General features: G+C 73.0%; 19 protein-coding genes and 2 pseudogenes. 16 read left to right on the forward strand and 5 right to left on the reverse strand.

All coding sequences use genetic code 11. The features are described 5' to 3' along the window. Window positions 1–12: 12 nt before the first annotated feature. Window positions 13–1,227 carry a hypothetical protein gene (locus CITRIK5_RS11020; RefSeq protein WP_036341081.1) on the reverse strand — a complete coding sequence of 405 codons (1,215 nt, stop codon included), beginning with the start codon at window positions 1,225–1,227 and terminating at the stop codon, window positions 13–15. 174 nt (window positions 1,228–1,401) lie between these two features. Here CITRIK5_RS11020 and CITRIK5_RS11025 point away from each other — a divergent pair, with 174 nt between their 5' ends. Beyond that, a complete protein-coding gene (locus CITRIK5_RS11025; RefSeq protein WP_078025967.1) occupies window positions 1,402–1,845 on the forward strand; it encodes a DUF3151 domain-containing protein in 444 nt (147 codons plus the stop codon). A gap of 8 nt (window positions 1,846–1,853) precedes the next feature. After that, entirely contained in the window at window positions 1,854–2,495 is a 642-nt protein-coding gene (locus CITRIK5_RS11030; protein ID WP_010079593.1) for a thymidine kinase, read from the forward strand. Window positions 2,496–2,673: 178 nt separating this feature from the next. On the opposite strand, the gene CITRIK5_RS11035 is transcribed toward CITRIK5_RS11030, so the two are convergent. Then, window positions 2,674–3,996, reverse strand: coding sequence for a short-chain fatty acid transporter (locus CITRIK5_RS11035; protein WP_044658673.1), 1,323 nt, complete (start codon window positions 3,994–3,996; stop codon window positions 2,674–2,676). Between the two features lie 352 nt (window positions 3,997–4,348). Here CITRIK5_RS11035 and CITRIK5_RS12280 point away from each other — a divergent pair. The 9 genes and pseudogenes from CITRIK5_RS12280 to bioD all read left to right on the forward strand — a co-directional run. Beyond that, window positions 4,349–4,441, forward strand: a pseudogene (locus tag CITRIK5_RS12280) (recombinase family protein); the annotation flags it as partial. A gap of 175 nt (window positions 4,442–4,616) precedes the next feature. Then, complete coding sequence (locus tag CITRIK5_RS11040) at window positions 4,617–5,303, forward strand: helix-turn-helix domain-containing protein (protein ID WP_020626743.1); 687 nt, start codon at window positions 4,617–4,619, stop codon at window positions 5,301–5,303. A 115-nt stretch (window positions 5,304–5,418) separates the two neighbouring features. Beyond that, a pseudogene (locus CITRIK5_RS11045) lies at window positions 5,419–5,594 on the forward strand (transposase); the annotation flags it as partial. A gap of 93 nt (window positions 5,595–5,687) precedes the next feature. Beyond that, complete coding sequence (locus CITRIK5_RS11050; protein ID WP_233569970.1) at window positions 5,688–6,281, forward strand: GNAT family N-acetyltransferase; 594 nt, start codon at window positions 5,688–5,690, stop codon at window positions 6,279–6,281. 191 nt (window positions 6,282–6,472) lie between these two features. Then, on the forward strand, window positions 6,473–6,784 hold the full coding sequence (locus CITRIK5_RS11055; RefSeq protein WP_236557206.1) for a hypothetical protein: 312 nt from the start codon (window positions 6,473–6,475) through the stop codon (window positions 6,782–6,784). A 151-nt stretch (window positions 6,785–6,935) separates the two neighbouring features. Beyond that, complete coding sequence (gene bioB / locus CITRIK5_RS11060; protein WP_236557185.1) at window positions 6,936–8,081, forward strand: biotin synthase BioB; 1,146 nt, start codon at window positions 6,936–6,938, stop codon at window positions 8,079–8,081. A gap of 7 nt (window positions 8,082–8,088) precedes the next feature. Next, window positions 8,089–9,477: an adenosylmethionine--8-amino-7-oxononanoate transaminase gene (bioA, locus tag CITRIK5_RS11065; RefSeq protein ID WP_101963375.1), complete on the forward strand. Its 1,389-nt coding sequence runs from the start codon at window positions 8,089–8,091 to the stop codon at window positions 9,475–9,477. After that, entirely contained in the window at window positions 9,474–11,945 is a 2,472-nt protein-coding gene (locus CITRIK5_RS12285) for an aminotransferase class I/II-fold pyridoxal phosphate-dependent enzyme (protein ID WP_231862047.1), read from the forward strand. Before bioA ends, CITRIK5_RS12285 begins: the two co-directional genes overlap by 4 nt. Next, complete coding sequence (gene bioD, locus CITRIK5_RS11075) at window positions 11,927–12,634, forward strand: ATP-dependent dethiobiotin synthetase BioD (protein ID WP_020624969.1); 708 nt, start codon at window positions 11,927–11,929, stop codon at window positions 12,632–12,634. Before CITRIK5_RS12285 ends, bioD begins: the two co-directional genes overlap by 19 nt. Before the next feature lie 21 nt (window positions 12,635–12,655). Here bioD and CITRIK5_RS11080 read toward each other — a convergent pair whose 3' ends face one another. Then, window positions 12,656–13,207, reverse strand: a complete 552-nt coding sequence (locus tag CITRIK5_RS11080) for a hypothetical protein (protein WP_122054886.1) — start codon at window positions 13,205–13,207, stop codon at window positions 12,656–12,658. Between the two features lie 136 nt (window positions 13,208–13,343). On the opposite strand from CITRIK5_RS11080, the gene CITRIK5_RS11085 reads away from it, so the two are divergent. After that, on the forward strand, window positions 13,344–14,633 hold the full coding sequence (locus tag CITRIK5_RS11085; protein WP_069941931.1) for an adenylosuccinate synthase: 1,290 nt from the start codon (window positions 13,344–13,346) through the stop codon (window positions 14,631–14,633). Window positions 14,634–14,759: 126 nt separating this feature from the next. Here CITRIK5_RS11085 and CITRIK5_RS11090 read toward each other — a convergent pair whose 3' ends face one another. Then, window positions 14,760–16,979, reverse strand: coding sequence for a catalase (locus tag CITRIK5_RS11090; protein ID WP_020624966.1), 2,220 nt, complete (start codon window positions 16,977–16,979; stop codon window positions 14,760–14,762). Window positions 16,980–17,149: 170 nt separating this feature from the next. On the opposite strand from CITRIK5_RS11090, the gene CITRIK5_RS11095 reads away from it, so the two are divergent. Beyond that, the gene (locus tag CITRIK5_RS11095; RefSeq protein ID WP_036315777.1) at window positions 17,150–17,935 is read left to right on the forward strand and encodes a carbon-nitrogen hydrolase family protein; all 786 of its coding nucleotides are present in this window, start codon (window positions 17,150–17,152) and stop codon (window positions 17,933–17,935) included. Window positions 17,936–18,072: 137 nt separating this feature from the next. Then, window positions 18,073–18,612, forward strand: coding sequence for a hypothetical protein (locus CITRIK5_RS11100; protein ID WP_036315779.1), 540 nt, complete (start codon window positions 18,073–18,075; stop codon window positions 18,610–18,612). Window positions 18,613–18,726: 114 nt separating this feature from the next. Here the strand turns inward: CITRIK5_RS11100 and CITRIK5_RS11105 are convergent, their stop codons facing one another. Next, complete coding sequence (locus tag CITRIK5_RS11105) at window positions 18,727–19,440, reverse strand: IclR family transcriptional regulator (RefSeq protein ID WP_041104426.1); 714 nt, start codon at window positions 19,438–19,440, stop codon at window positions 18,727–18,729. A 150-nt stretch (window positions 19,441–19,590) separates the two neighbouring features. Between CITRIK5_RS11105 and hutU the strand changes: the two genes are divergently transcribed. Then, a complete protein-coding gene (hutU, locus tag CITRIK5_RS11110) occupies window positions 19,591–21,288 on the forward strand; it encodes a urocanate hydratase (RefSeq protein WP_041104428.1) in 1,698 nt (565 codons plus the stop codon). 117 nt (window positions 21,289–21,405) lie between these two features. Beyond that, the gene (locus CITRIK5_RS11115; RefSeq protein WP_119217593.1) at window positions 21,406–22,782 is read left to right on the forward strand and encodes a YjiH family protein; all 1,377 of its coding nucleotides are present in this window, start codon (window positions 21,406–21,408) and stop codon (window positions 22,780–22,782) included. Window positions 22,783–22,799: the final 17 nt, after the last annotated feature.

Raw genomic sequence — 22,799 nt, forward strand, 5'->3', positions numbered from 1 at the left:
TCGTGCCGGGTGTCAGTCCCCGGACGTGGAGGGGGACGGGGAGGCCGAAGCCGACTTCGTCGGTGACGGGCTGGCCGACGCCGAGGCGGACGCCTCCGCGGCCCGCTGGGATTCGGCGGCCTCCCGCGCGGCGCCCTGGAACGGCCGCGGCGGCTGGCCGGGGGCCACGGGGCCGGGGGCGCCCTCGGGGCGGTCGATCGTGGACTGGTTGTTCAGCAGCTCGTCGGGCACGCGGCCGGTGGGGATCTCCCGGGCCTGGGCCAGGGTCTCCTCGTCCATCTGCGCGTTCAGGAAGAACGGCGAGCTGAGCTTGATGACCTCCTGGAAGTCCCCGGCGTCCTTCAGCACGGTGTCCGCGAGGTGGTCGCGGGTCTCGGTGACGAGGGTGGTGCTCTGCGCGACCGGCGAGTTCTTCACCTGGGTGAGGCCGCCGTTGGCGTCGCCGAAGCCCTCCATGGAGCCCATGGTCACGGAGACCATCTCGCTGCCGTCCTCGGAGCAGGCCCACGCGGTGCGCTGGGGCAGCAGGGGGGCGCCGTCCTGGCCGCCGACCATGCCGGGGCGCAGCAGGGCGAGCAGCCCCTTGCCGGTCTTCGGGTCGAACGTGTACTCGTCCGCCACGGCGGCGGGCTCCTCCTGGCACCACTCCAGGCGGGAGCCGTCGAGGTTGTGCTGGTAGTGGACCTGCGCCAGGGGCATGCCGGGGCTGTACTCGAAGTAGCCGTTGTAGACGCAGGTGAGGAACTCGTGGGTCTCGTCCTGCGAGGCGAACAGCTGCACGATCTCGATGTTCGAGCTGTCCGGGATGTGCGTGGCGACGGCGTCCAGGGTGCGCTGGTCCAGGACGTCGCGCGTGCAGTCCATCACGGAGACGGTGTCGTTGCGGACCGCGGCCGTGTTCTTCCAGGCCTCGGTGGCGGCGCCGTCCTTGATGCCCGGGCCGACGGTCTCGAACGCCTGACGCGGCTCGGCGCGCGGGGTGCCCTCGGCGGACTCCGACGCGAGGGCCTCACGGACGCGGGACGCCGCGGCGGACGCGGGGTCGGTGGGGCTCTCCGTGGCCGAGCCGGCCGCGGCCGAGGCCGCCGATCCGCTGGGCGCCGCGGCGGTCGACGAGGCGGGCTCACCGGACTGGCCGGCCGAGCCGCAGCCGGCCAGGGCGAGGGCGAGGGCGGCGACGCCGACGGCCAGCGGGGCACGGCGGCGGGCGGGCGCGGGGTGGGTCATGGAGGCTCCTTCGACGGCATCGGCGGCCCGGCCCCGGGAGCGTGGGGCTGCGGACGGACGCTGCGCCTACGGTACCGGACCGTCCTGGACGCGGGGACGGCGATCCGTCCGGCGTCCGGCGCCGTCGATAGACTCGGCCGCGACCGCATCGTCCGCGAGGAGAAGAGGCATCCCATGTCCGAGTCCCTGATCGGCAAGAACCTGATGGAGCCGCCGGCCACGCGCCTGCCGGAGGAGCCGGAGGTGCTGGCCCGGCTCGAGGCAGGTGACCTGCCCGAGGACATCGTGCCGGTGGCGCCCGAGTCCTCCCTGGTGTGGGCGCTCATGGCGGAGGACGCGTGGGCCGAGGGCCGGACCGTGGACTCCTATGCGTACGCCCGCGTCGGCTACCACCGGGGTCTGGACGCGCTGCGCCGGGCGGGGTGGCGCGGCGCCGGCCCGGTGCCGTACGCCCACGAGCCCAACCGCGGCTTCCTGCGCGCCCTGTACGCGCTGGGCCGCGCGGCCGCCGGGATCGGGGAGTCCGAGGAGGTCGAGCGCATCCGCACCTTCCTGCGGGACTCGGACCCCACGGCCGCAGAGCAGATCGAGGCCGGCCAGGGCCGCGCCCGGGGCTGAGCGGGGCCGTGGCCAAGCTCTACTTCCGCTACGGGGCCATGAACTCCGGCAAGTCCACGGGCCTGCTGCAGGCCGCCTTCAACTACGAGGAGCGCGGCCAGCGGGTGCTGCTGGCCAAGCCGGAGGTGGACGTGAAGGGGGAGGGCGACGTCGTCTCCCGCCTCGGTGTGACCCGCGCCGTGGACTTCCTCGTCCCGGCGGGCGCGGACGTGCGGGAGCTGTTCCGCCGGCACGCCACCGGTGACGACCCGGACGCCCTCGTGGGGCACGTGGAGGCCCCGCCCGTGGCGTGTCTGCTCGTGGACGAGGCACAGTTCCTCGAGCCGGCGCAGGTGGACGACCTGCTGCGCATCGCCGTGCTCGACGGCGTCCCCGTGATCGCCTACGGACTGCGCACCGACTTCCGCACCCGCTCCTTCCCGGGCTCCGCGCGGCTGCTGGAGCTGGCGCACTCCCTCGAGGAGCTGAAGACCATCTGCCGGTGCGGCCGGAAGGCGGTGTTCAACACGCGCAAGGTCGTTGACCCGGCCACGGGCGCCGAGCACTTCGTGTTCGAGGGGGACCAGGTGGCGATCGACGGTGTCCAGGTGACCTACGAGTCCCTGTGCGGCACGTGCTACCTGGCGGAGTCCGGCGGTGCCCTGGGCTGAGGCGGCCATTGCCAGGCAACTGCCAGGCTGCGTGACGGCTGCGCCCATGCTCGGTTCGTACGGTGGAACCACTTCATCGAGGTGCGAGTGATGAAGGTGCGAGTGATGACAGGCGAAGGGCCCCGGTGATCCCGGGGCCCTTCGTCTGTCCTGCCACGTCCGGCATCGGCCGATCGGGTCAGAGCGAGACGAGCAGGAGCGTGCCGCCGAAGACGAGCCCCGACGCGAGCAGCACGACCGTGGTGTACCCCAGGATGTCGCGCATCTTCAGCCCGGCGATCGCCAGAAGGGGGATTGCCCAGAACGGCTGGATCATGTTGGTCCACTGGTCGCCGTAGGAGACGGCCATGATGGTGATGGCCGGGTCCACGCCGAGCGCGTCGCCGGCCTGGAGCATGATCGGGCCCTGCACGGCGAACTGTCCGCCGCCGGAGGGGACGAAGAAGTTCACGAGGCCCGCGGCCAGAAATGCCAGCAGGCCGAACGTCACCGGGTTCGAGATCGCCACGAAGGCGTCCGAGAGCACCGCCACCAGGCCGGTGGTCGTCATCATGCCGAGGATGCCCGCGTAGAGGGGGAACTGCAGCAGGATCTCGCCCACGTTGGACGCGGCCGACTGGGTGAGGCCGATCAGCTCGTGCGGGCTGCGCACCAGCAGCAGGATCAGCGCGAGGAAGGACCAGTTGACGATGTCCAGGGTGAGGGTGCCGCCGCCGACGAAGTGCATCACCAGATAGACCACGAGCATGGCGCCCACGAGGAGCGTGGGGACACGGGAGGCGTCGAGGCGGTCCGCCGGCGTCTCGATCTCCGGTGCGGGCACGGCGTCCTGGTCCCGCGCGTCGATCTCCAGCTCCACGATCCGGTCCCCGGCGCGCGGGGCGACGAGGAACAGGGCCAGGGCCACGACGAGCACGGTCACCACGGCGGCGGTGATGTTCCACCAGGAGAAGGTGGTCTCCGAGACCGGGACCGTCCGGCCGTCCAGGCTCTCCGTGAGGAACGAACCGGGGGTGGCGGCCGTCAGCGGGCCGGAGCCCGAGTACCCCATGTGCCACACCACGAACCCGGAGAACCCGGCGGCCACCAGCATCGGGAAGTGCAGGACCAGCCCGCGCTCACGGGCCTGCGCCGCGACCTCCTTGGCCAGCAGCGCACCGACCACCAGGCCCAGGCCCCACGTGATGAGGGAGGCCGCCGCCGCCACCACGAACACGAAGATGTAGGCGGCCAGGGGCGTGCGGGGAATGCTGGCGAGCCTGGCGAGCAGACGGCGCACCGGGCCGGTGTTCGCCAGGATGTGTCCGAGCATGAGCACGAGCGCCATCTGCGTGATGAACGCCAGCAGTCCGGACAGACCGTCACCCCAGCCCACGACGACGTCGGCCGGCCCGGCCGGAGTGAGCAGCAGGCACAGGGCTGCCACCGCGAACGTGAGCACGATGGTGAACACGAGCGAGGACGGGATGAACCGCTCCATCGTCGTGTTCAGCGGGCGCATGGCGCGGCTGAAGAACGTGCCCTCGCGGGCGGTACGGCCCGAGGGTCCGGGTGTGGGCGGACGTGTGGACGTGGCGGACATGAGGCTCCTGTTCAGGGTGAGAGGCCACGGCGAGAGTGATGTGGATCACTCTAGGCGCTCGATCGTCGTGGGCAGGGCCTGGGCCACGTCTCTGGCCGGGCGCTAGACGACGAGAGTGCGTCGGCGGTCGATTCCCCAGCGGTCGACGACGTCGTGGCCCGGCTCGGCCGGGTCACCCGGAATCTGTACGCGAGCGTGGACGAGCTCACCGACAAGGGATGCACCGTACGGGTCTCGACCGAGTGGGATCACGGTGCCCAGGCCCGGCACTTCCCCCGTAGCCGGACTCATGCTCGGCATCAAGGCCGCATTCGCTGAGTTCGAGCGTCGAAGGATCAAGGAGCGTCAGGCCGAAGGGATCGCCCCAGGGTGTGTTGCCCCCTTCCAGGCGCTGCTGTCGATGGCCCTTCCGTCTCCGCTCTGGTGGAGTACGGCTCTGGTGAGAGGGCCACGCGCTCTCGGTGCATGGCATGACAGGGTCTCAAAGTCAGGGCTCCCCGGGCATGCATGAACAGGTCCGGCTCCGGTACTCTTCTTGCATGACTCTTCTGACGGTGGGGGAGGCCGCCGAGCGCCTCAAGGTCTCCGACCGCTATGTGCGGCGCCTCGTCGAGGACGGTGATGTGCCGGCCCGCCGCCTCGGAGAATCCTGGTTCATCGATGAGCGTGCCCTGGCCCGTCGTGCCCGCAGGGCGCCGGGTATCGGCCGCACCTGGGCTCCGCGGACCGCCTGGGCCGCCGTCGACCTCCTTGCCGGAGGAAACGGACGGGCCTTCCTCGACCAGCCGCGGATCTCCCGTCTGCGCTCCCGGCTGCGAACGCTCACCGCTGCCGAGATGCACCGACTGGCTGAGAACAGGGCCCGGCCCCACCGGTTCCACGCCTCGCCTCGAGCCCGAGCCAAGCTCGCCGACGTTCTCGTGCCCTCGGGGGTGTCCGCCCTGGATCAGTCGGATCTCGCCCGCCGCTTCGGGCTCGCCGCTGTCGAAGGGAACCAGCGGGAGGAGGGCTATCTGCTCGGCGACCTGGAGGCTCTCCAGTCGCGGCTCCGCCTCGACGCCTCGGCGGCGGGGGAAGTGGTGATCCGACACATACCTGCCCCCGTGGATCCCTCCGCCCTGCTTCGCACTGAAACAGTCGTGGCGCTGGACCTCATGGACTCCGACGACGTCCGTGAGCGGGCCGCCGGGCGGGAGGCCCTCGATCGACTGTTGCATCGTGTCTGAGCCGCGTCACCTGAGCGTGGAGGACCTCCTCGGATGTGAGGCGGGCCTCGGCGCTGGAGATGGCCTAGGGCGTGTCTGAGAATGGCTCCAGGGACCCGCTGAGATCCGGGGAGCCATGTCCCGGTTCCAGGTCGTCTTCGACGCCCGATCGGAGCTGATCGCCCCGCTGCTCCAGATCGCACGGGCCGGCAGGGCCGGCCCTTCTCGGATGCCCGCACGATGGTCGAAGCGATCATCTACCGGTGCAGGTGCGGGACTCCGTGGCGGGATCTGCCCGAGGTCAACGGGCCCTGAGAGGCCGCGTGGATCTGACATCGACGCAGGGTGTGGGCACTGGTCTGTCCGGGGGCTGACTCGAGGACTTTTGTTCGTACCCTGTCTGTCATGGCCACCCCTCTCCTGGAGCTCGCCGCGAGTCGAGGCGTCTGCTTCCCGCTGCGAGCCCGCCGGCTGACCCTCACCCCGTTCCGGGGTCTCGATGCACCCGCCGTGTGGAGCTTCTGCCGTCTCGAGCAGGTGTGGTCGTGGACCTCCGGCCGCCCGGAGAGTGAGAACGCGCTGCGCGAGTCCTACCTCGGGGCGGGGGACCGCCTCACCGTGCGGGCCGGAGACGTCATCGTCGGTGTCGGGAAGGTCGCGGTGCAGGACGCGTGGAGTCAGGGCGGCCCGCGGGAGGAAGCCCGGGACGCCCAGGCCGAGCTCGGCTGGACGATCGATCCGCGCCAGGCGGGGCAGGGCTATGGCACCGAGCTTGCGCGAGCCCTGCTGGGCTTCGCGTTCGACGATCTGGGTGTGCGGCGCGTGGAGGCTCATGCCTTCGCGGACAACGCTCCGAGTCTGCGCATCATGGAGAAGGTGGGGATGCGTCACGAGGGCACGTTCAAGGAAGAGTCTCTGCATCTCACGCGCGGCTGGGTGGATGGCGCCACCTACGCGATGCTCGCCTCGGAGTTCCATCCGCCCCTTACGCAGGAGTGATCCCGACGGCCACGACCGCATGACCTGCCGCTCCACCGCCGAGGGCCGTGTGCCAGCAGGGGGCTGTGAGCCGGGTGGGGAATGAGCGTGAGTGGCGGTGGCGCATCGGTGTGGCACCTCCCCTGGTGGGTTCGGCTGGTGTGTTCGCGGGGCTGCGGCAGGATCTGGGACTGGGGTGGGGTTTGACGCTGGTGGCCGTCACGGCCCTCGGGGCGATGCTCACCCTGCGAGGGGTGCATCACCGGGTCGAGGCGGAGCAGGCTCGCCGCAACGTGTTTGACGCCGGAGCCGGCTCCACCGCGTGGGTGATGCTGCTGATGGGGGCCGCGGTCATTCCGGGGCTGGTGCTGAACGCGATCGACGACGCCGGCGTCCGGGCGGTCGTGGCCGGTCTGCTCGGCGCGGTGCTCGCTGCCGCCGCCCACGGCATCCTCGCGGCGACGACGACGCTCGAGGAGCAGCCTCGGCCCGAGCCGGTCCCTCTGGACCGGCACGGGCGCTGACGTCGGGGTCATGGCCCCCCGCTCCTGAACACTGTTCAATGAACACTGTTAGAGTCCCTCGAGTCAGACCCACCCGGGGCCGAGCCCCGCCCACCGGAGAGGCCCCGCCCTCGACCCCGAGGCCCTCGTGGACCGCATCGAGGCGGGCCACGTGCTTACCGCTGAGGAGGCCGTCGCTGTGCTGGACGCCCCGGACGCGGACACGTTCCGCATCGTCGCGGCAGCCTCGCGCCTGCGCGAGAAGCACTTCGGCCGCACGGTCAAGGTCAACTACCTGGTCAGCCTCAAGACCGGCCTCTGCCCGGAGAACTGCACCTACTGCTCCCAGCGGCTCGGCACCGAGGCCGAGATCCTGCGCTACACGTGGCTCAAGCCGGAGGAGGCCGTCCGCCAGGCGGGCCTGGGCATCGCCGGCGGCGCCTCGCGCGTGTGCATGGTGGCCTCCGGCACCGGTCCCACGGACCGCGACGTCGACCGCGTGGCCGGCATGGTCGGCGACCTCAAGGCCCAGCACCCGGACGTCGAGGTGTGCGCGTGCCTCGGCTTCCTCAAGGACGGCCAGGCCGAGAAGCTCAAGGACGCCGGCGTCGACGCCTACAACCACAACCTCAACACGGCCGAGTCCCACTACGAGTCCATCTGCACCTCCCACACCTACGAGCAGCGCGTGGACACCGTGCAGCGTGCCGGCGCCGCCGGCCTGTCCTCCTGCAGCGGCCTGATCGCGGGCATGGGGGAGACGCACGAGCAGCTCGTCGAGGCCGTCCTCGCGCTCCGCGACCTGGACTCCGACTCCATCCCCGTCAACTTCCTCATGCCCTTCGACGGCACCCCGCTGCAGGGCCACCAGCAGCTCACGCCGCTCGAGTGCCTCCGGATCCTGGCCATGGTCCGCATGGCGTGCCCGGGCAAGGAGCTGCGCATCGCCGGCGGCCGCGAGATGCACCTGCGTTCCCTGCAGCCGGTCGGCCTGCAGGTGGCCAACTCGATCTTCCTCGGCGACTACCTCACCTCCGAGGGCCAGGACGCCGAGGCGGATCTGCAGATGATCGCCGATGCCGGCTTCACCGTGCTCGGCGCCGAGGAGCGTGCGCAGCAGGCCGCGGCCGACGACGGCGCCCCGGCCGGCGGCTGCTGCGGCGGCACGGACGACGCCGGCCCGTGCGGCTCCGGTGCGGCCGTCGCCTCGGAGGCCGGGGTCGCAGAGGACGCCCGACCGGACACGGGCACCGAGGGCACCGTGAAGCCCGAGCTGCGCCGCCGGGGCGCGGGCACGGCCGAGCCCGCCAACGCCTGAACGCACCGTGACCGCCCCCGCTGAAGCCGGCCTCCTCGACCGCGACGCCGCCCACCTCTGGCACCCCTACGGGGCCGCCGGCGCCCGCCAGCTCTACGCCGTGCGCGGTGCCCGGGGCGTCCACCTCGACCTCGAGGGGCCGGGCGGGGAGCGTCACCGCGCCATCGACGCGATGGCGTCCTGGTGGTCCGTGGTGCACGGGCACGGGCACCCCGCGCTCGTCGAGGCCCTGACCCGGCAGGCCGCGGCCTTCCCGCACGTCATGTTCGGCGGGCTCACGCACGCGCCCGCCGTCGACCTGGCGGAACGGCTCGTCGCGCACACCCCCGCCGCGCTCGAGCACGTGTTCCTCGCCGACTCCGGCTCGGTCTCGGTGGAGGTTGCGCTCAAGCTCGCCCTCCAGTACCAGGCGACGCGCGGCCGGCCCAGCCGCCGCCGATTCCTCACGGTCCGCGGCGGCTACCACGGGGACACCGCCGCGCCCATGGGCGTGTGCGATCCCGTGGACGGCATGCACGCGGCCTTCACCTCGCTCGTGGCTCGGCATCTGTTCCTGCCCCGCCCGCCGGCGGCACGCTGGGTGCCCGAGGGCGTCGCCGCGGCACCCATGGCACCCGACGCCGCTCCGGCCGGCCACTGGGAGGCCGACGACGCCGCCCTCGCCGCGTGGGAGGACGAGGCCCGCGCCTTCACCGCCGCGCATGCGGACGAGATCGCCGGCGTGATCCTCGAACCCGTGCTCCAGGGGGCGGGGGGCATGCGCGTCTACGACCCGCGCTGCCTCACCGTGCTGCGCGAGCTGTGCGACGAGCACGGGCTCCTGCTCATCGCCGACGAGATCGCCACCGGCTTCGGCCGCACCGGCCGCTGGCTCGCGTGCGAAGGGGCCGGCGTCGCCCCGGACGTGCTGTGCCTCGGCAAGGCGCTCACCGGCGGCACCATGACGGGCGCGGCCATGCTGTGCACCGCCGAGGTCGCCGAGACGGTCTCCCGGCGGGAACGGGGCATGCCCGGGGCTCTCCTGCACGGGCCCACGTTCATGGGCAACCCGCTGATGTGCGCGGTCGCCTCCGCGTCCCTCGACCTGCTCACCGACCCGCGCGACGGCTGGGCCGCCCAGGTGCCCCGCGTCGAGGCCGGGCTGCGCGCCGGGCTGGCGGCGGCCGCCGACCTGCCCGCCGTCACCGACGTGCGGGTCCTGGGTGCGGTCGGCGTCGTGGAGCTGGACCGGACCGTGGACGTCGAGCCCGTCACTCGGGCCGCCGTCGCCCGCGGTGCATGGGTGCGCCCCTTCCGGCGGCTGGTGTACGTGATGCCGCCCTACGTGAGCACCGACGACGACGTCGCCACGATCTGCGCGGCCGTCACCGGGGCCGTCGAGGAGGTCTGCGCATGAACACCGCCGAGGCCGGCGCGGCCACGAGCACGCCCGCCGACCCCTGGTCCTCGTGGCTGGGCTCTCGGGCCGCCGTCCGCGCGCGCCGCGGCCTGGAGCGCCGCGCCGACCCGCCGGAGCCGGGCGCGCCGTCGTCGAGCGTCGTGGACCTGGCCGCCAACGACTACCTGGGCCTGGCCGTCCACCCGGACGTGCGGGCCGCCGCCGCGCGCATCGCCACCGAGGGGCCGGTCGGGGCGCGGGCCTCCCGCGTCGTCACGGGGACGCATCCCGCGCACGCCGACCTCGAGTCCGCCGCCGCCGCGCTGGCCGACGCGGATGCCGCCCTCGCCTTCTCCTCCGGCTACACCGCGAACCTCGGTGTCCTCGGCGCCCTGGCCGGGCCGGGCACCGCCTTCCTCCTGGACGAGCACGCCCACGCGAGCCTGCGCGACGGCGCCGCCCTCGCCGTCACCGCCCGCTCAGGGGCGTTCGCCCCCCTGGCGGGCGCGTCGGTCACCACGGTGGAGCACAACAGGGTGCCCGCCTTCCGGGCCGCCCTCGACCGGCTGCGCACCGAAGGGCGGGCGCGACGGATCGTGCTGGTGGTCGAGTCCCTGTACTCCGTGCTGGGGGACGAGGCCGACCTGCCCGCCCTGGCCGCCCTGGCCGCCGAACACGGCGCCCTGCTCGTGGTGGACGAGGCCCACTCGCTCGGCGTGGTCCCCGGCGGCAGCCGCACGGGCGCCCTGGGACTGTGGGCGGGGCAGGCGCCCGTCGTGGTCACCGCCACCTGCTCGAAGGCCCTCGGCGGCCAGGGCGGTCTGGCCCTGTTCGGCGGGCCCGACGCGCGGTCCTGGCGCGACCACGTGCTCAACACCGCCCGCACCTTCGTCTTCGACACGGCCCTGGCCCCCGTGCTCGCCGCCTCCGCGGCGGCCGCCTGCCGGATCGCCGCCACGGGGGAGCCCGCGGCACGGCTCGCGCGGGCCCGGGAGACGGCCGTGGACGTCTTCACCCGCCGGCCCGAGCTGGCCGGGCACGTGGAGGTCGGGGCGGGCGCCGTCCACTCGATCCGCATGCCCGGACCGGAGCAGGCCGTCGCCGCGGCCGCGGAGCTGCGCGCGCACGGCGTCCTCGTGGGATGCTTCCGCCCGCCCAGCGTGCCCGACGGCATCGCCCGCCTCCGCGTGAGCGTGACCACCGCCGTCCCCGAGCCCCGGCTGCGGGCGGCGCTGGAGGCGGTGGCGAGCGTGGCCGCCCGGGCGTGGGGCGCGTCCACGGGCTGCCCGTTCGCCCACGGCGACCCACGGCCGGAGGCCGTGCGCGGCGACCACCTGCGGATCTCCGATCCCGCCGACCTGCGGCGCGTGCTCACCGACCCCGGGACGTTCGCCTCGGACAACGCCCTCACGGCGGTCGTCCCGCTGAGCGGCCCGGCCCGCCGCATCCTGGCCGCCGCCCGCTTCCGGCTGCCGCCCGTGCTCGCCTCCGCCGGCGGGGAGGAGCACCGGGCGGTGCGTCGCGTCGTGGCACCGTTCTTCTCCCCGGCGAAGGTGCGCGAAGCCCGCGGCCGGATCCTCGCGACCACCCGGATGGCCCTCACGGCCGCCCTCGCGGACACCGGCCGCGCAGGCGGGGCCGTGGACCTGGCGACCACCGTGGCGGCAGCGGTCCCGGCGCGCGTGATGTCCGCCCTGACCGGCGTGCCCAACCCGCCCGAGGCGCAGCTGCACCGCTGGAGCGCCGACTCCCTCGAACTGTTCTGGGGCTGGCCGGACGAGGACCGCCAGCTGCGGCTCGCCCGCTCCGCCGCCGACTTCCACCGGTGGCTGCGCGGGGCCGTCGTCGAGGCGCGCGGGGACGACGCACAGCCCGGCAACCTGTTCGCGGCGCTGCACGAGGCCGGCGTCGACGACGAGCGGATCGTCTCCCTCGGCTACTTCCTGGTGATCGCCGGGCAGGAGACCACCCGGCTGCTCATCTCCACCGCGCTCACCCGCGCCCTGGCCGACCCCGCCCGCTGGGCCGCGCTCGGCGCCGGGGCGGACGGGGGCGCCGGAGCCGATGCGGCGGAGGCGGCCGCGGCCGAGCTCGTGGCCGAGTGCCTCCGGACGAGCTCCTCGGTGCCCACCTGGCGGCGCCTCGCCACGGCGGACGTCCGCGTCGGCGAGCACGAGGTCCGCGCCGGCGACGAGCTCCTGCTGCACCTCAGCGGCGAACAGCACGACGACGCCCGGCTCGCCTTCGGCTTCGGCCTGCATCGCTGCCTCGGGGCCGGGCTCGCGGAGCTCGAGACCGCCCTCGTGGTCCGCGAGGTCGCCCGCCTGCTGCCGGACGCCCGGCTCACCGGGCCGCCGGCGACGTGGCTGCGCCTGCTCTCCTTCCAGGCGCCGCAGCACGTGCTCGTGACGCCCGGACCGTGGCACGGCGGCGAGGACATCCGAATCGAGCAGAGTGGAGTGGACACATGCGCATCGAGGTCGTGACCGGCACGGACACGGACGTCGGCAAGACGTGGGGCACCGCCGCGCTCGCGGCCCGTGCCCTGGTGGCCGGGCTCCGCGTGCACGTGGACAAGCCGGTGCAGACGGGCGTCGCACCGGGGGAGGCCGGCGACGTCGAGACCGTCCGGGACCTGGTGGCCGCGGCCGCCGCATCCGGCGCGCTCGACGCCGCCGCTCCGGCCCGCCTGACCGTGTCCGAGGGGGCGCGGGTCGGCCCCGCGATGGCCCCCGTGGACGCGGTCGCCCACGCGGGGGAGGGGACGCCCCCTCTGCCGCCTCTGGGTGAGCAGCTGGGCCGGTGGCGTGGCCTCGCCGCGGGCGTCGACCACCTGCTCATCGAGGGCGCCGGCGGGATCACCGTGGCGTGGACCGAGGCCGACGAGGGGCCTGTGGACGCCGTGCGCGCGCTGCGGGCGGCCGGGCTCGACGCGGGGTTGACGGTCGTGGCGCGCCCCGGGCTGGGCACGCAGAACCACGCGCGCCTCACGGTGGAGCACGCCGCCGCCCGTGGCGTGGCGCCGGAGCGGATCCTCGTCAGCGGCGTGGCCGCGGACCCAGACCCCGTCGAGCGGGCCAACCTCGTGTTCCTGGCCCGCCTGGCCGGCGCCCACGGGGCGGTGCTGGAGACGGTGCCGCGGGGCACCCCGCCGCGCGTCATGTCGGTGCGTTGACCGCCGTCGTCGGGAGCGTGCTCAGCGAACGGCGCGGATCCGCCGCACCACGCACACCACGATCACCGCGAGACCGGTGAGGGCGCTGACGGCCACGAGGGCGAGGCCGCCCACGAGGCCGACGTCCATCGCGGTGCTCTTGCCGAGCAGGTCCATGAGCACCGGGGTCGTGGCGCCGGAGTCCGGGTGGTCGCCGCCGTCGGGGAAGATGATCGCGGCCAGCGCGAAGGACCCCCAGGAGATGCCCAACAGCGTGTGCAGCAGGCGCCCCAGCCGGATGCCGCCCCGCTGCTCATCCTGCGGGTTCACGCGGGGCAGGAGGAACAGGCTCCCCACCATGAGCACGAGGGCGAGTTCGTGGGGCAGGGCGCCGAAGACCATGTAGATGACCGTCATCCAGCCGTTCGCGCCGAAGTTGGAGCGCAGGGCGAGCGCGATCAGGGGCAGCGCGAGGAGGGCCAGCGCCCACGGCAGCACGGCCCAGGGGCGCCACGTGCCCACGCTCGGGCCCTTGCGGGTGGGGGTCGGGGAGGCGAAGTCCGAGTGCTGGGTGCCGGGCGCTGCGGTGCTCATGGCGCCAGCGTAGCCAGGGGGTGGCATCCGTCACGCTGGTAGGATTCGGGGGTACGGCCTCCGTGCGCACCGCAAGGGGGCGTTTTCCATGTACGGGCCGGTCCGGGACGACCCGCGGCCCTGAGGAGAGATGCAGATGCCAGCGATCGCGATCGTCGGAGCCCAGTGGGGCGACGAGGGCAAGGGCAAGGCCACCGACCTGCTGGGCGGGCGAGTGGACTACGTCGTCAAGCCGAACGGCGGCAACAACGCCGGGCACACCGTCGTCGTCAACGGGGAGAAGTTCGAGCTCAAGCTGCTGCCCGCCGGCATCCTCTCGCCCAACGCGGTGCCGGTGATCGGCAACGGCGTGGTGGTGAACCTGGAGGCGCTGTTCGAGGAGATCGACGGGCTCGAGTCCCGCGGCCACTCGTGCGAGCACCTGAAGATCTCCGCCAACGCCCACCTCGTGGCGCCGTACCACCAGACCATGGACAAGGTGACCGAGCGGTTCCTGGGCAAGCGTGCGATCGGCACCACCGGCCGCGGCATCGGCCCCACCTACATGGACAAGGTGGCCCGCCTGGGCATCCGCGTGCAGGACATCTTCGACGAGTCGATCCTGCGGCAGAAGATCGAGGGCGCCCTGCGGCAGAAGAACGAGCTGCTGGTGAAGCTCTACAACCGCCGCGCCGTGACCGTGGACGAGATCGCCGAGTACTTCCTGGGCTACGCGGACCGCCTGCGCCCCATGGTCGTGGACTCCGTGAACCTGCTCAACGACGCCCTGGACGAGGGCAAGGTGGTGCTCATGGAGGGCGGCCAGGCCACCTACCTGGACGTGGACCACGGCACCTACCCGTTCGTGACCTCGTCCAACCCGACCGCCGGCGGCGCGGCCGTGGGCGCGGGCATCGGCCCCACCCGCTTCTCCCGGACCATCGGCATCGTGAAGGCCTACACCACGCGCGTCGGCGCCGGCCCGTTCCCCACGGAGCTCTTCGACGAGATGGGCGAGCAGCTGCGCACCACCGGCGGCGAGTTCGGCGTGAACACCGGCCGCCCGCGGCGCACCGGCTGGTACGACGCCGTCATGGCCCACTACGCCGCGCGGATCAACGGCTTCACGGACTACTTCCTCACCAAGCTGGACGTGCTCACCGGCATCGAGAAGATCCCGGTGTGCGTGGCCTACGAGGTGGACGGCGTGCGCCACGACCGCATGCCCATGACCCAGACCGAGTTCCATCACGCGAAGCCGGTGTACGAGCACTTCGACGGGTGGACCGAGGACATCTCGGGCGCCCGCGCGTTCACGGATCTGCCGCTGAACGCCCAGCGCTACGTGGAGGCCCTCGAGAAGCTCTCCGGGTGCCGGATCTCCGCGATCGGCGTGGGCCCGGGCCGCGACCAGGTGGTCCAGGTCCGGGACCTCATCGAGGACTGACCCGGCCCGCCGCCCCGGCCCGGCCCGCCCTGGCCTGCACTTTCGAACGTGAAAGAGGGCGAATGGGCGCTTTCGAACGTGAGATAGGCCCTATCTCACGTTCGAAAGCGCCCGGGGGTCCGCCGGTCAGTCGGCCAGGCGGCCCGTCGTCGGGAAGCGGTCCCACACGCGGTGCGCGGGCAGGAGCTGCTTCAGCGCCGCCACGGCGGCCGCGCCGTCCGCCGCGGACTCGACGCCCTTGCCGGACACCTGGGCGGCCGCGAGGACGGCCTCCGCCGGCTCGAGGGCGAGGATCGCCTTCGAGTGGCGCCACATCTCCTGCAGCACTTTGACGACGCGCGGGTCCACCGCCTCGGAGTCGGCGGCGCCGGCCTTCTGGTCCAGGCTGGGGGCGGCGTCTGCGGCGGGGGCCGCCGGCGAGGCCACGACCACGGCATCCAGCTCGATGGACGCGGCGGTCAGGTAGGTCCGCTGGGCCACGATCTCCCCGGCCACGGGGCCGCCCTTCGGTGCGATGACCAGCGGGACCATGCCCGCACCGTGGATGCCCTGCACGAGGGCGTCCAGCTCCTTCTCGTCCACGGACTCGCCCACCACGACGCCGACCTGACGGCCGTCGAGCGGCCACGCGCCGCCGATCTGGGACAGCACGGGGGAGGGCTGCACGTCGGCCGGGGTCTCGGTCGGCGCGGGGACGGGGATGCCCAGGCCGTCCGCGACCTGCTGGGCCAGTCGCGTGTCGATCGCGGCGAGGTGGGCCAGCTGGCGCTCGCGGATGGTCTGCTCGTAGCACTTGCCGAGCTCGAACGTGTACGCCTGCGCCACGTGCTCGCGCTCCACCTCGGAGAGGGAGAGGAAGAACAGGCGCGCCTGCGAGAAGTGGTCGTCGAAGGACGCGGCGTGCGCGCGCTCCTTCACCGAGGCCGGCAGCGGCTCCGGGTGCTCGATGAACGCGTGGTCGTCCGCGGGGGTCTCGTACGGCAGGCCGCCGTCGAGCGAGTTGGGCCGGTACGGCGCCACGCCGCGATGCACGGCGCTCTGGTGGAAGCCGTCACGCAGCATGTCGTTGACCGGGGCGTGCGGGCGGTTGATGGGCAGCTGGTTCCAGTTCGGCCCGCCGAGGCGGGTGAGCTGCGTGTCCAGGTAGGAGAAGAGGCGGCCCTGCAGGAGCGGGTCGTTGGTGACGTCGATGCCGGGCACGAGGTTGGCCGGGTTGAAGGCCACCTGCTCCGTCTCCGCGAAGTAGTTGGACGGGTTGGCGTTCAGCGTCATGCGGCCGAGGGGCTGCACGGGGGCGAGCTCCTCCGGGACCAGCTTCGTGGGGTCGAGCAGGTCGATGCCCTCGAACATCTGCTCCTCGTTGTCCTCGAACACCTGCACGCCGAGCTCCCACTCGGGGAAGGCGCCGGCCTCGATCGCGTCGGCGAGGTCACGCCGGTGGAAGTCCGGGTCCATGCCGTTGGTGAGCAGCGCCTCCTCCCAGGTCACGGAGTGCACGCCGAGCATCGGCTTCCAGTGGAACTTGACCAGCACGGTGGAGCCGTCCGCCGCGATCAGGCGGTAGGTGTGGACGCCGAAGCCCTCCATCATGCGGTAGGAGCGCGGGATGCCGCGGTCGGACATGTTCCACAGGGTGTGGTGCTGGGCCTCGGTGTGCAGGGACACGAAGTCCCAGAACGTGTCGTGCGCCGACTGCGCCTGCGGGATCTCGCGGTCCGGGTGCGGCTTCACCGAGTGCACCACGTCCGGGAACTTGATGGCGTCCTGCACGAAGAACACGGGGATGTTGTTGCCCACCAGGTCCCACGTGCCCTCGTCCGTGTAGAACTTGGTGGCGAAGCCGCGGGTGTCGCGGGCCAGGTCCATGGAGCCGCGGGAGCCGGCCACGGTGGAGAAGCGGACGAACACCTCCGTCTCCTTGTCCTTGGCGAAGAGTCCGGCCCGGCTGATCTTCGCGGCGGTGCCGTAGCCGCGGAACACGCCGTGGGCGCCGGCGCCGCGGGCGTGGACCACGCGCTCGGGGATGCGCTCGTGGTCGAAGTGGCTGAGCTTCTCCCGCAGGTGGTGGTCCTGCAGGAGGGTGGGGCCGCGGCGGCCGGCCTTGAGCGAGTGGTCCGAGTCCTGCAGGCGCACGCCGTGCGCGGTGGTCAGGTACGGGCAGCCCTGCGCGGCGGTCGCGGGGTCGGCGCCGGTGTCCTGGCCGGTGGGGGAGACCTGTGCCGGACCGCGCTGGTCCGGGGCCGGGACGGCCACGGGCTGGTCCGGGTGGGTGAGGGCGGTGTGCTCCTCGAGGTCGGGGGTGATCGGCCCCGGCGTGCCGGGGATGTCGGGCTGCTGGGTGGTCATCGCGTCTGCTCCTGTGGTGTCGACGTGCCGCGCGGTGCCGCGCGGATCGGGGGCGGAGGACGACGGCGGCCGATGCGGGCCGACGTCGTGCCCGGTCCCCAGCGTGGCGGCTGGCCCCAGCGCTGACCAGGGCTGACGGCCACCGGCAGGGGCCTGGCTACCCTGGGGGCATGAGGATCAGCGTCGGACAGTTCGGGCCCGTGGGCGACGTCGAGGAGAACCTGGCCGTGATGGCCCGCCTCGCCGCCCGCGCCGCGGGCGAGGGGGCGGACCTCCTGGTGCTGCCCGAGGAGGCCATGCTCGGGGCCCGCGAGGTGGGGGAGGAGTTCCCCGACGCCGTCGCCGCGGCCTGGGAGCCGTTCGCCGCGGGCCTGGCGGCGCTGGCGCGGGAGCACGGGATCGCCGTCGTCGCGGGCGGCTACGAGCCGGGACCGGACCGGCGTCCCTACAACACGCTGCTGGCGGTGGGCGCGGACGGCGCCCGGCTGGGCGCGTACCGCAAGCTCCACCTCTACGACGCGTTCGCGCACCGCGAGTCGGACCGGATCACCCCCGGCGACGGCGGCGTCGCGGCGATTGAGCTCGGCGGGCTCCGCCTGGGCCTGCTCACCTGCTACGACCTGCGCTTCCCCGAGCTGTCCCGGCGTCTGGCGGTGGAGGGCGCGGACGTGCTCGTGATCCCCGCGGCGTGGTTCTCCGGCGAGCACAAGGTGGACCACTGGCGCACCCTGCTCAAGGCCCGCGCGGTGGAGAACACGGTGTGGGTGGCCGCGGCCGACACGTGCTCGGACGGCACCGTGGGCCACTCGATGATCGTGGACCCGCTGGCGCTGCCCGTCGCCGAGCTCGCCGACGAGCGGGAGGCCGTGGTGACCGCGGAGGTCACCCGCGAGCGGATCGACGAGGTCCGGGAGTTCCTCCCCTCGCTCGCCAACCGCCGCACCGACGTCCTCTGAGCCGCCCCCCGCCCGGCGGACGGGTCACCATTACCCCCTCGGGCTGGGAAAAGCCTAAAATCACGTCAGACGTGCAACCAGACGGGCGCCCCGGCGCTCGGAACGCGCCCCGCCCGGGGCGGGACGGGAGATCAGAGATGACCATCAACGCCGACGGCAGCCACGCCGTCCAGCCCCACGCCGCGAACGCCCACACCGCCCCGGCCCGCCCCGTGCGCCACGCCGTGGTGGAGGAGGAGGTGCTCGAGCCGCTGGGCCCGGTGGAGGGCTGGGGCTTCACCAACCGCGTCATCCTCGTCTCGGTGCTCGTCGTGATCATCGGCAACGTCGTGCGCGTGCTCACCGGCGACCTGGGTGATCCGAACGGCTCCGTGGCGCTGGGCGAGACCGGCCACGGCTGGGTCGTGCTGGTGCAGTCGTTCATGTTCGGCCTGGTGGGCGGCGCCCTGGCGGGCGCGGCCGGCTACCTGGTCGTGCTGCTGATGGGCGGGGCTGCCCGCTCCGTCGTGCGCTACGTGGTCGGTGGCGTGGTCGGCGGCTTCCTCGGTGCCGTGGGCCTGTTCGCGGTGTTCTCCAACACCGTCCTCTACGGGGCGGGCCTGCACCTGTTCTGGATGCTGCCGGTGGCGGGCCTGCTCGGCGGCCTCTGGGCGGGCGTCGTCTCCTCCCGCCGCTGATCCCCGCAACCGGCGCCTCGGGCGCCGGCCGCAGAGAAAGGCCCCGGTTCCGGCTCTCGCCGGGCCCGGGGCCTTCTCCGTCATCACTCGCACCTTCGATGAGGTGGCTTCAGCCTACGAACTCGCCTTGGGCTTTCCAGGGGAGTCGGCTGGGCGTTCCCTGGGAGTGTCGGCCGCCCCGAGCAGGTGCGCGAGCTCGCCGGTGGCGGCGACGAGGGCCGCCCCGCACCGGTCCGCCAGCTCGTCCGTGCAGCGGTAGGCCGGCACGAGCGTGCTGAGCGCACCGACCACCGTGCCCGCCACGCTGATGGGGGCGGACAGCGAGGTGACGTCCTTCTCCACGGAACGGGTGCGCAGCGTGTAGTCCCCCGCGGCCACGCTGCCGCGCAGGGCGTCGCCCACGGCCGTGCCCGCCAGGGGGACGGTGCGTCCGACCCAGTTCGTGTGGCGGACGGAGTGCGTGCCCTCCACGATCGCCAGGTAGACGGCGGAGTCCGGAGGGGTCGTCACCGAGAGGTAGACGGATTCGCCCGTGGCGGCCACGACGTGGTCCATCGGCCCGCGGGCCAGCTGCACGAGCGAGTCTCGGGAGAAGGCCCGCGCCCCGAGCTGGATGAGGCGCACGCCGGGGCGGTAGGCGCCGTCGTCGTCGCGGGCCACGAAGCCGGATCCCTCGAGGCTGCGCAGCAGGCGCAGCGCCGTGGACGCCGGCAGCTCCGTGGCGCGGGCGGCCTCGGTCAGGCTCAGCCGGGGCTGCTCGGTGACGGCGGCGAGCAGGTCCAGGGCCCGGTCCACGGTGCGCGTCGAGGCGGTGGGGGTGGTGGTCATGAGAGGGAGCGTAACGGGTGCGGGACACGCGGATCGGGCTTGCGCGTGAGCCGAGTCACTGTTTCAATGTTCGGAAAGTGCATGCCGAGCCGTGAAATCACCGGGGCTACCCGTCCCGGCGGCGCACGCACCCCGTCGAGAGGAACTGCCATGGCCGAGGGCTTCACCCAGCACGACCCGTCCCGCACCATCCGCGCCCCGCGCGGCACCGAGCTCTCCGCCAAGTCCTGGCAGACCGAGGCCCCGCTGCGGATGCTCATGAACAACCTGGACCCCGAGGTCGCCGAGCGTCCCGAGGACCTCGTCGTCTACGGCGGCACCGGCCGCGCGGCCCGCTCCTGGGAGGCCTACGACGCCATCGTCGCCACCCTCAAGGACCTCGAGGAGGACGAGACCCTCCTGGTGCAGTCCGGCAAGCCGGTGGGCGTGTTCCGCACCAACAAGTGGGCCCCGCGCGTGCTGATCGCCAACTCCAACCTCGTGGGCGACTGGGCCACGTGGCCGGAGTTCCGCAAGCTCGAGGCCGAGGGCCTGATGATGTACGGCCAGATGACCGCCGGCTCGTGGATCTACATCGCCACCCAGGGCATCCTGCAGGGCACCTACGAGACCTTCGCCGCGATCGGCCGCAAGCGCTACGACGGCTCCCTCCAGGGCACCCTCACCCTCACCGGCGGCTGCGGCGGCATGGGCGGCGCCCAGCCCCTGGCCGTCACCCTCAACGGCGGCGTCTGCCTGATCGTGGACGTCTCGGAGGACCGCCTGCGCCGTCGCATGGGCAAGCGCTACCTGGACGAGGTGGAGACGGACATCGACAAGGCCGTCGAGCGCGTCATGCAGGCCAAGCGCGACGGCGAGGCCGTCTCCGTGGGCCTCGTGGGCAACGCCGCCGAGGTGTTCCCCGAGCTGCTCGAGCGCCAGAAGGCCGGCACCGTCGAGATCGACATCGTCACCGACCAGACCTCCGCGCACGACCCGCTGTCCTACCTGCCGATCGAGATCGACGAGAAGGACTGGCACGCCGAGGCCGAGGCCGACCCGGACACCTTCACCAAGAAGGCCCAGGAGTCCATGGCCCGCCAGGTCGAGGCCATGGTCGGCTTCCAGGACATCGGCGCCGAGGTGTTCGACTACGGCAACTCCATCCGCGACGAGGCCCGCAAGGCCGGCTACTCCCGCGCGTTCGAGTTCCCGGGCTTCGTCCCGGCCTACATCCGCCCGCTGTTCTGCGAGGGCCTCGGCCCGTTCCGCTGGGCCGCGCTCTCCGGCGACCCGGAGGACATCCGCGTGACCGACGAGGCCCTGAAGGAGCTGTTCCCCGAGAACGAGCACCTGCACCGCTGGCTCGACGGCGCCGCCGAGTTCGTGGAGTTCGAGGGCCTGCCGGCCCGCATCTGCTGGCTGGGCTACGGCGAGCGCCACAAGGCCGGCCTGCTCTTCAACCAGCTCGTGGCCGAGGGCAAGGTCAAGGCGCCGATCGTGATCGGCCGCGACCACCTCGACTCCGGCTCCGTGGCCTCCCCGTACCGCGAGACCGAGTCCATGCTGGACGGCTCCGACGCGATCGCCGACTGGCCGCTGCTGAACGCCCTGACCGCCACCTCCTCCGGCGCCACCTGGGTGTCGATCCACCACGGCGGCGGCGTCGGCATCGGCCGGTCCATCCACGCCGGCCAGGTGGGCGTTGCCGACGGCACCGAGCTGGCCGCGGCCAAGCTCGAGGCGCTGCTCACCAACGACCCCGGCATGGGCGTCATCCGCCACGTCGACGCCGGCTACTCCCGCGCCGTCGAGGTCGCCGCCGAGCGCGGCGTCCGTGTGCCCATGGAGGCCACGATCCGGGACTGACCCCGGTCACGTCGTCGGACGGCGACGGTGCCGCCGCGCCGTCGCCGTCCGACGGCTTCACCGCCGCGAGCCGGACGGGCGGACGCCCGTCCGGCTCGCGATCGAAAGGACACCACGATGGACTCGTCCCGCCCCGCAGACCACGAGCTGCACACCGACACCACCGCGATGGCCGCGATCGAGGCCGACGCGCCCCGCCCGCCGGCGCGCTGGCGCATGATCGTCTACTCGGCGATCGGCATCGTCATGTTCTTCGTGCCCGTCACGATCAACGGGGCGAGCTCCATCCCGCTGGACCACCTGGTGACCTGGGTGCGCGGGCTGCTCGGCCCGGCCGACCGCTGGGTGGGCATGGCCATCATCGCCGCCGGCGCCGTGTACCCGTTCGCCTCGGGCCGCTGGCGCACCAGCACCACCCGGACGGTCTTCGCCTTCCTCGCCGTGCTCGGCCTGGTCGCCTCGGCGATGGTCGTGTTCGGCGTGGGCCCGAGCTGGATCCTGGACGAGAGCATCGGCCCGTTCCTGATGGACAAGCTCGTGGTGCCCGTGGGCCTGATCGTCCCCATCGGCGGCGTCTTCCTGGCCCTCGTGATCGGCTACGGCCTCATGGAGTTCGTGGGCGTCTACCTGCACCCGGCCATGCGGCCGATCTGGCGCGTGCCCGGCCGCGCCGCCGTCGACGCCGTCGCCTCCTTCGTGGGCTCCTACGCCCTGGGCCTGCTGCTGACGAACCGCATGTACACCGGCGGCCGCTACACGGCCCGCGAGGCGGCGATCATCGCCGTCGGCTTCTCCACGGTGTCCGCGACCTTCATGGTGATCGTGGCCAAGACGCTGGGCCTGATGGACATCTGGCTCTGGTACTTCTTCGGCACCCTCGCGGTGACGTTCGCGGTCACCGCCATCACGGTGCGCATCCCGCCGCTGAGCCGCATCCCGGACGAGTGCTACCCGGGCGTCACCCACTCGCCCGAGCAGGCCGTCACCCGGGACCGCTTCCGCGTGGCCCGTCGCGCCGCCGAGCAGACCCTCGCCGAGGCCCCGTCCCTGCCGAAGAACATCTGGGTCAACTTCCGGGATGGACTCGTGATGGTGCTCCAGATCCTGCCGTCCATCATGTCCGTGGGCCTGATCGCCCTGGTCCTGGCCACGTACACGCCCGTGTTCGAGTGGATCGGCGTGATCTTCTACCCGCTGTTCTGGGCGCTCGGCTACTCCGACCCCGGCCTGCTGGCCTCGGCCTCCGCCACCTCGATCGCCGAGATGTTCATCCCGGCCACGATGGCGGCCGGTCACGAGGACCTCGTCGCCCGGTTCGTGATCGGCGTCGTCTGCGTCTCCGCGATCATCTTCTTCTCCGCGGTGGTTCCTGCCATCCTGGCCACGGACATCCCCGTGAAGATGTGGCACCTCCTGGTGATCTGGGTCGAGCGCGTGGCGCTCACCATCGTGCTGGCCACGCCGCTGGCCCACCTGGTGGCCGCGCTCACCTGAGGCCCGCCCCACCGGCC

It is taken from the genome of Micrococcus sp. 116, from assembly GCF_902506395.1.
GTDB lineage: Bacteria > Actinomycetota > Actinomycetes > Actinomycetales > Micrococcaceae > Micrococcus > Micrococcus luteus.

Excerpts from the sequence above, each read along its gene's own strand:
- CITRIK5_RS12285 (WP_231862047.1), top strand. The coding sequence starts at position 9,474 with ATGAACACCGCCGAGGCCGGCGCGGCCACGAGCACGCCCGCCGACCCC.
- CITRIK5_RS11035 (WP_044658673.1), bottom strand. The coding sequence starts at position 3,996 with ATGCGCCCGCTGAACACGACGATGGAGCGGTTCATCCCGTCCTCGCTC.
- CITRIK5_RS11105 (WP_041104426.1), bottom strand. The coding sequence starts at position 19,440 with ATGACCACCACCCCCACCGCCTCGACGCGCACCGTGGACCGGGCCCTG.
- CITRIK5_RS11115 (WP_119217593.1), top strand. The coding sequence starts at position 21,406 with ATGGACTCGTCCCGCCCCGCAGACCACGAGCTGCACACCGACACCACC.
- hutU (WP_041104428.1), top strand. The coding sequence starts at position 19,591 with ATGGCCGAGGGCTTCACCCAGCACGACCCGTCCCGCACCATCCGCGCC.
- CITRIK5_RS11085 (WP_069941931.1), top strand. The coding sequence starts at position 13,344 with ATGCCAGCGATCGCGATCGTCGGAGCCCAGTGGGGCGACGAGGGCAAG.
- CITRIK5_RS11020 (WP_036341081.1), bottom strand. The coding sequence starts at position 1,227 with ATGACCCACCCCGCGCCCGCCCGCCGCCGTGCCCCGCTGGCCGTCGGC.
- CITRIK5_RS11090 (WP_020624966.1), bottom strand. The coding sequence starts at position 16,979 with ATGACCACCCAGCAGCCCGACATCCCCGGCACGCCGGGGCCGATCACC.
- CITRIK5_RS11050 (WP_233569970.1), top strand. The coding sequence starts at position 5,688 with ATGGCCACCCCTCTCCTGGAGCTCGCCGCGAGTCGAGGCGTCTGCTTC.
- CITRIK5_RS11100 (WP_036315779.1), top strand. The coding sequence starts at position 18,073 with ATGACCATCAACGCCGACGGCAGCCACGCCGTCCAGCCCCACGCCGCG.
- CITRIK5_RS11080 (WP_122054886.1), bottom strand. The coding sequence starts at position 13,207 with ATGAGCACCGCAGCGCCCGGCACCCAGCACTCGGACTTCGCCTCCCCG.
- bioD (WP_020624969.1), top strand. The coding sequence starts at position 11,927 with ATGCGCATCGAGGTCGTGACCGGCACGGACACGGACGTCGGCAAGACG.
- CITRIK5_RS11095 (WP_036315777.1), top strand. The coding sequence starts at position 17,150 with ATGAGGATCAGCGTCGGACAGTTCGGGCCCGTGGGCGACGTCGAGGAG.
- CITRIK5_RS11025 (WP_078025967.1), top strand. The coding sequence starts at position 1,402 with ATGTCCGAGTCCCTGATCGGCAAGAACCTGATGGAGCCGCCGGCCACG.
- CITRIK5_RS11040 (WP_020626743.1), top strand. The coding sequence starts at position 4,617 with ATGACTCTTCTGACGGTGGGGGAGGCCGCCGAGCGCCTCAAGGTCTCC.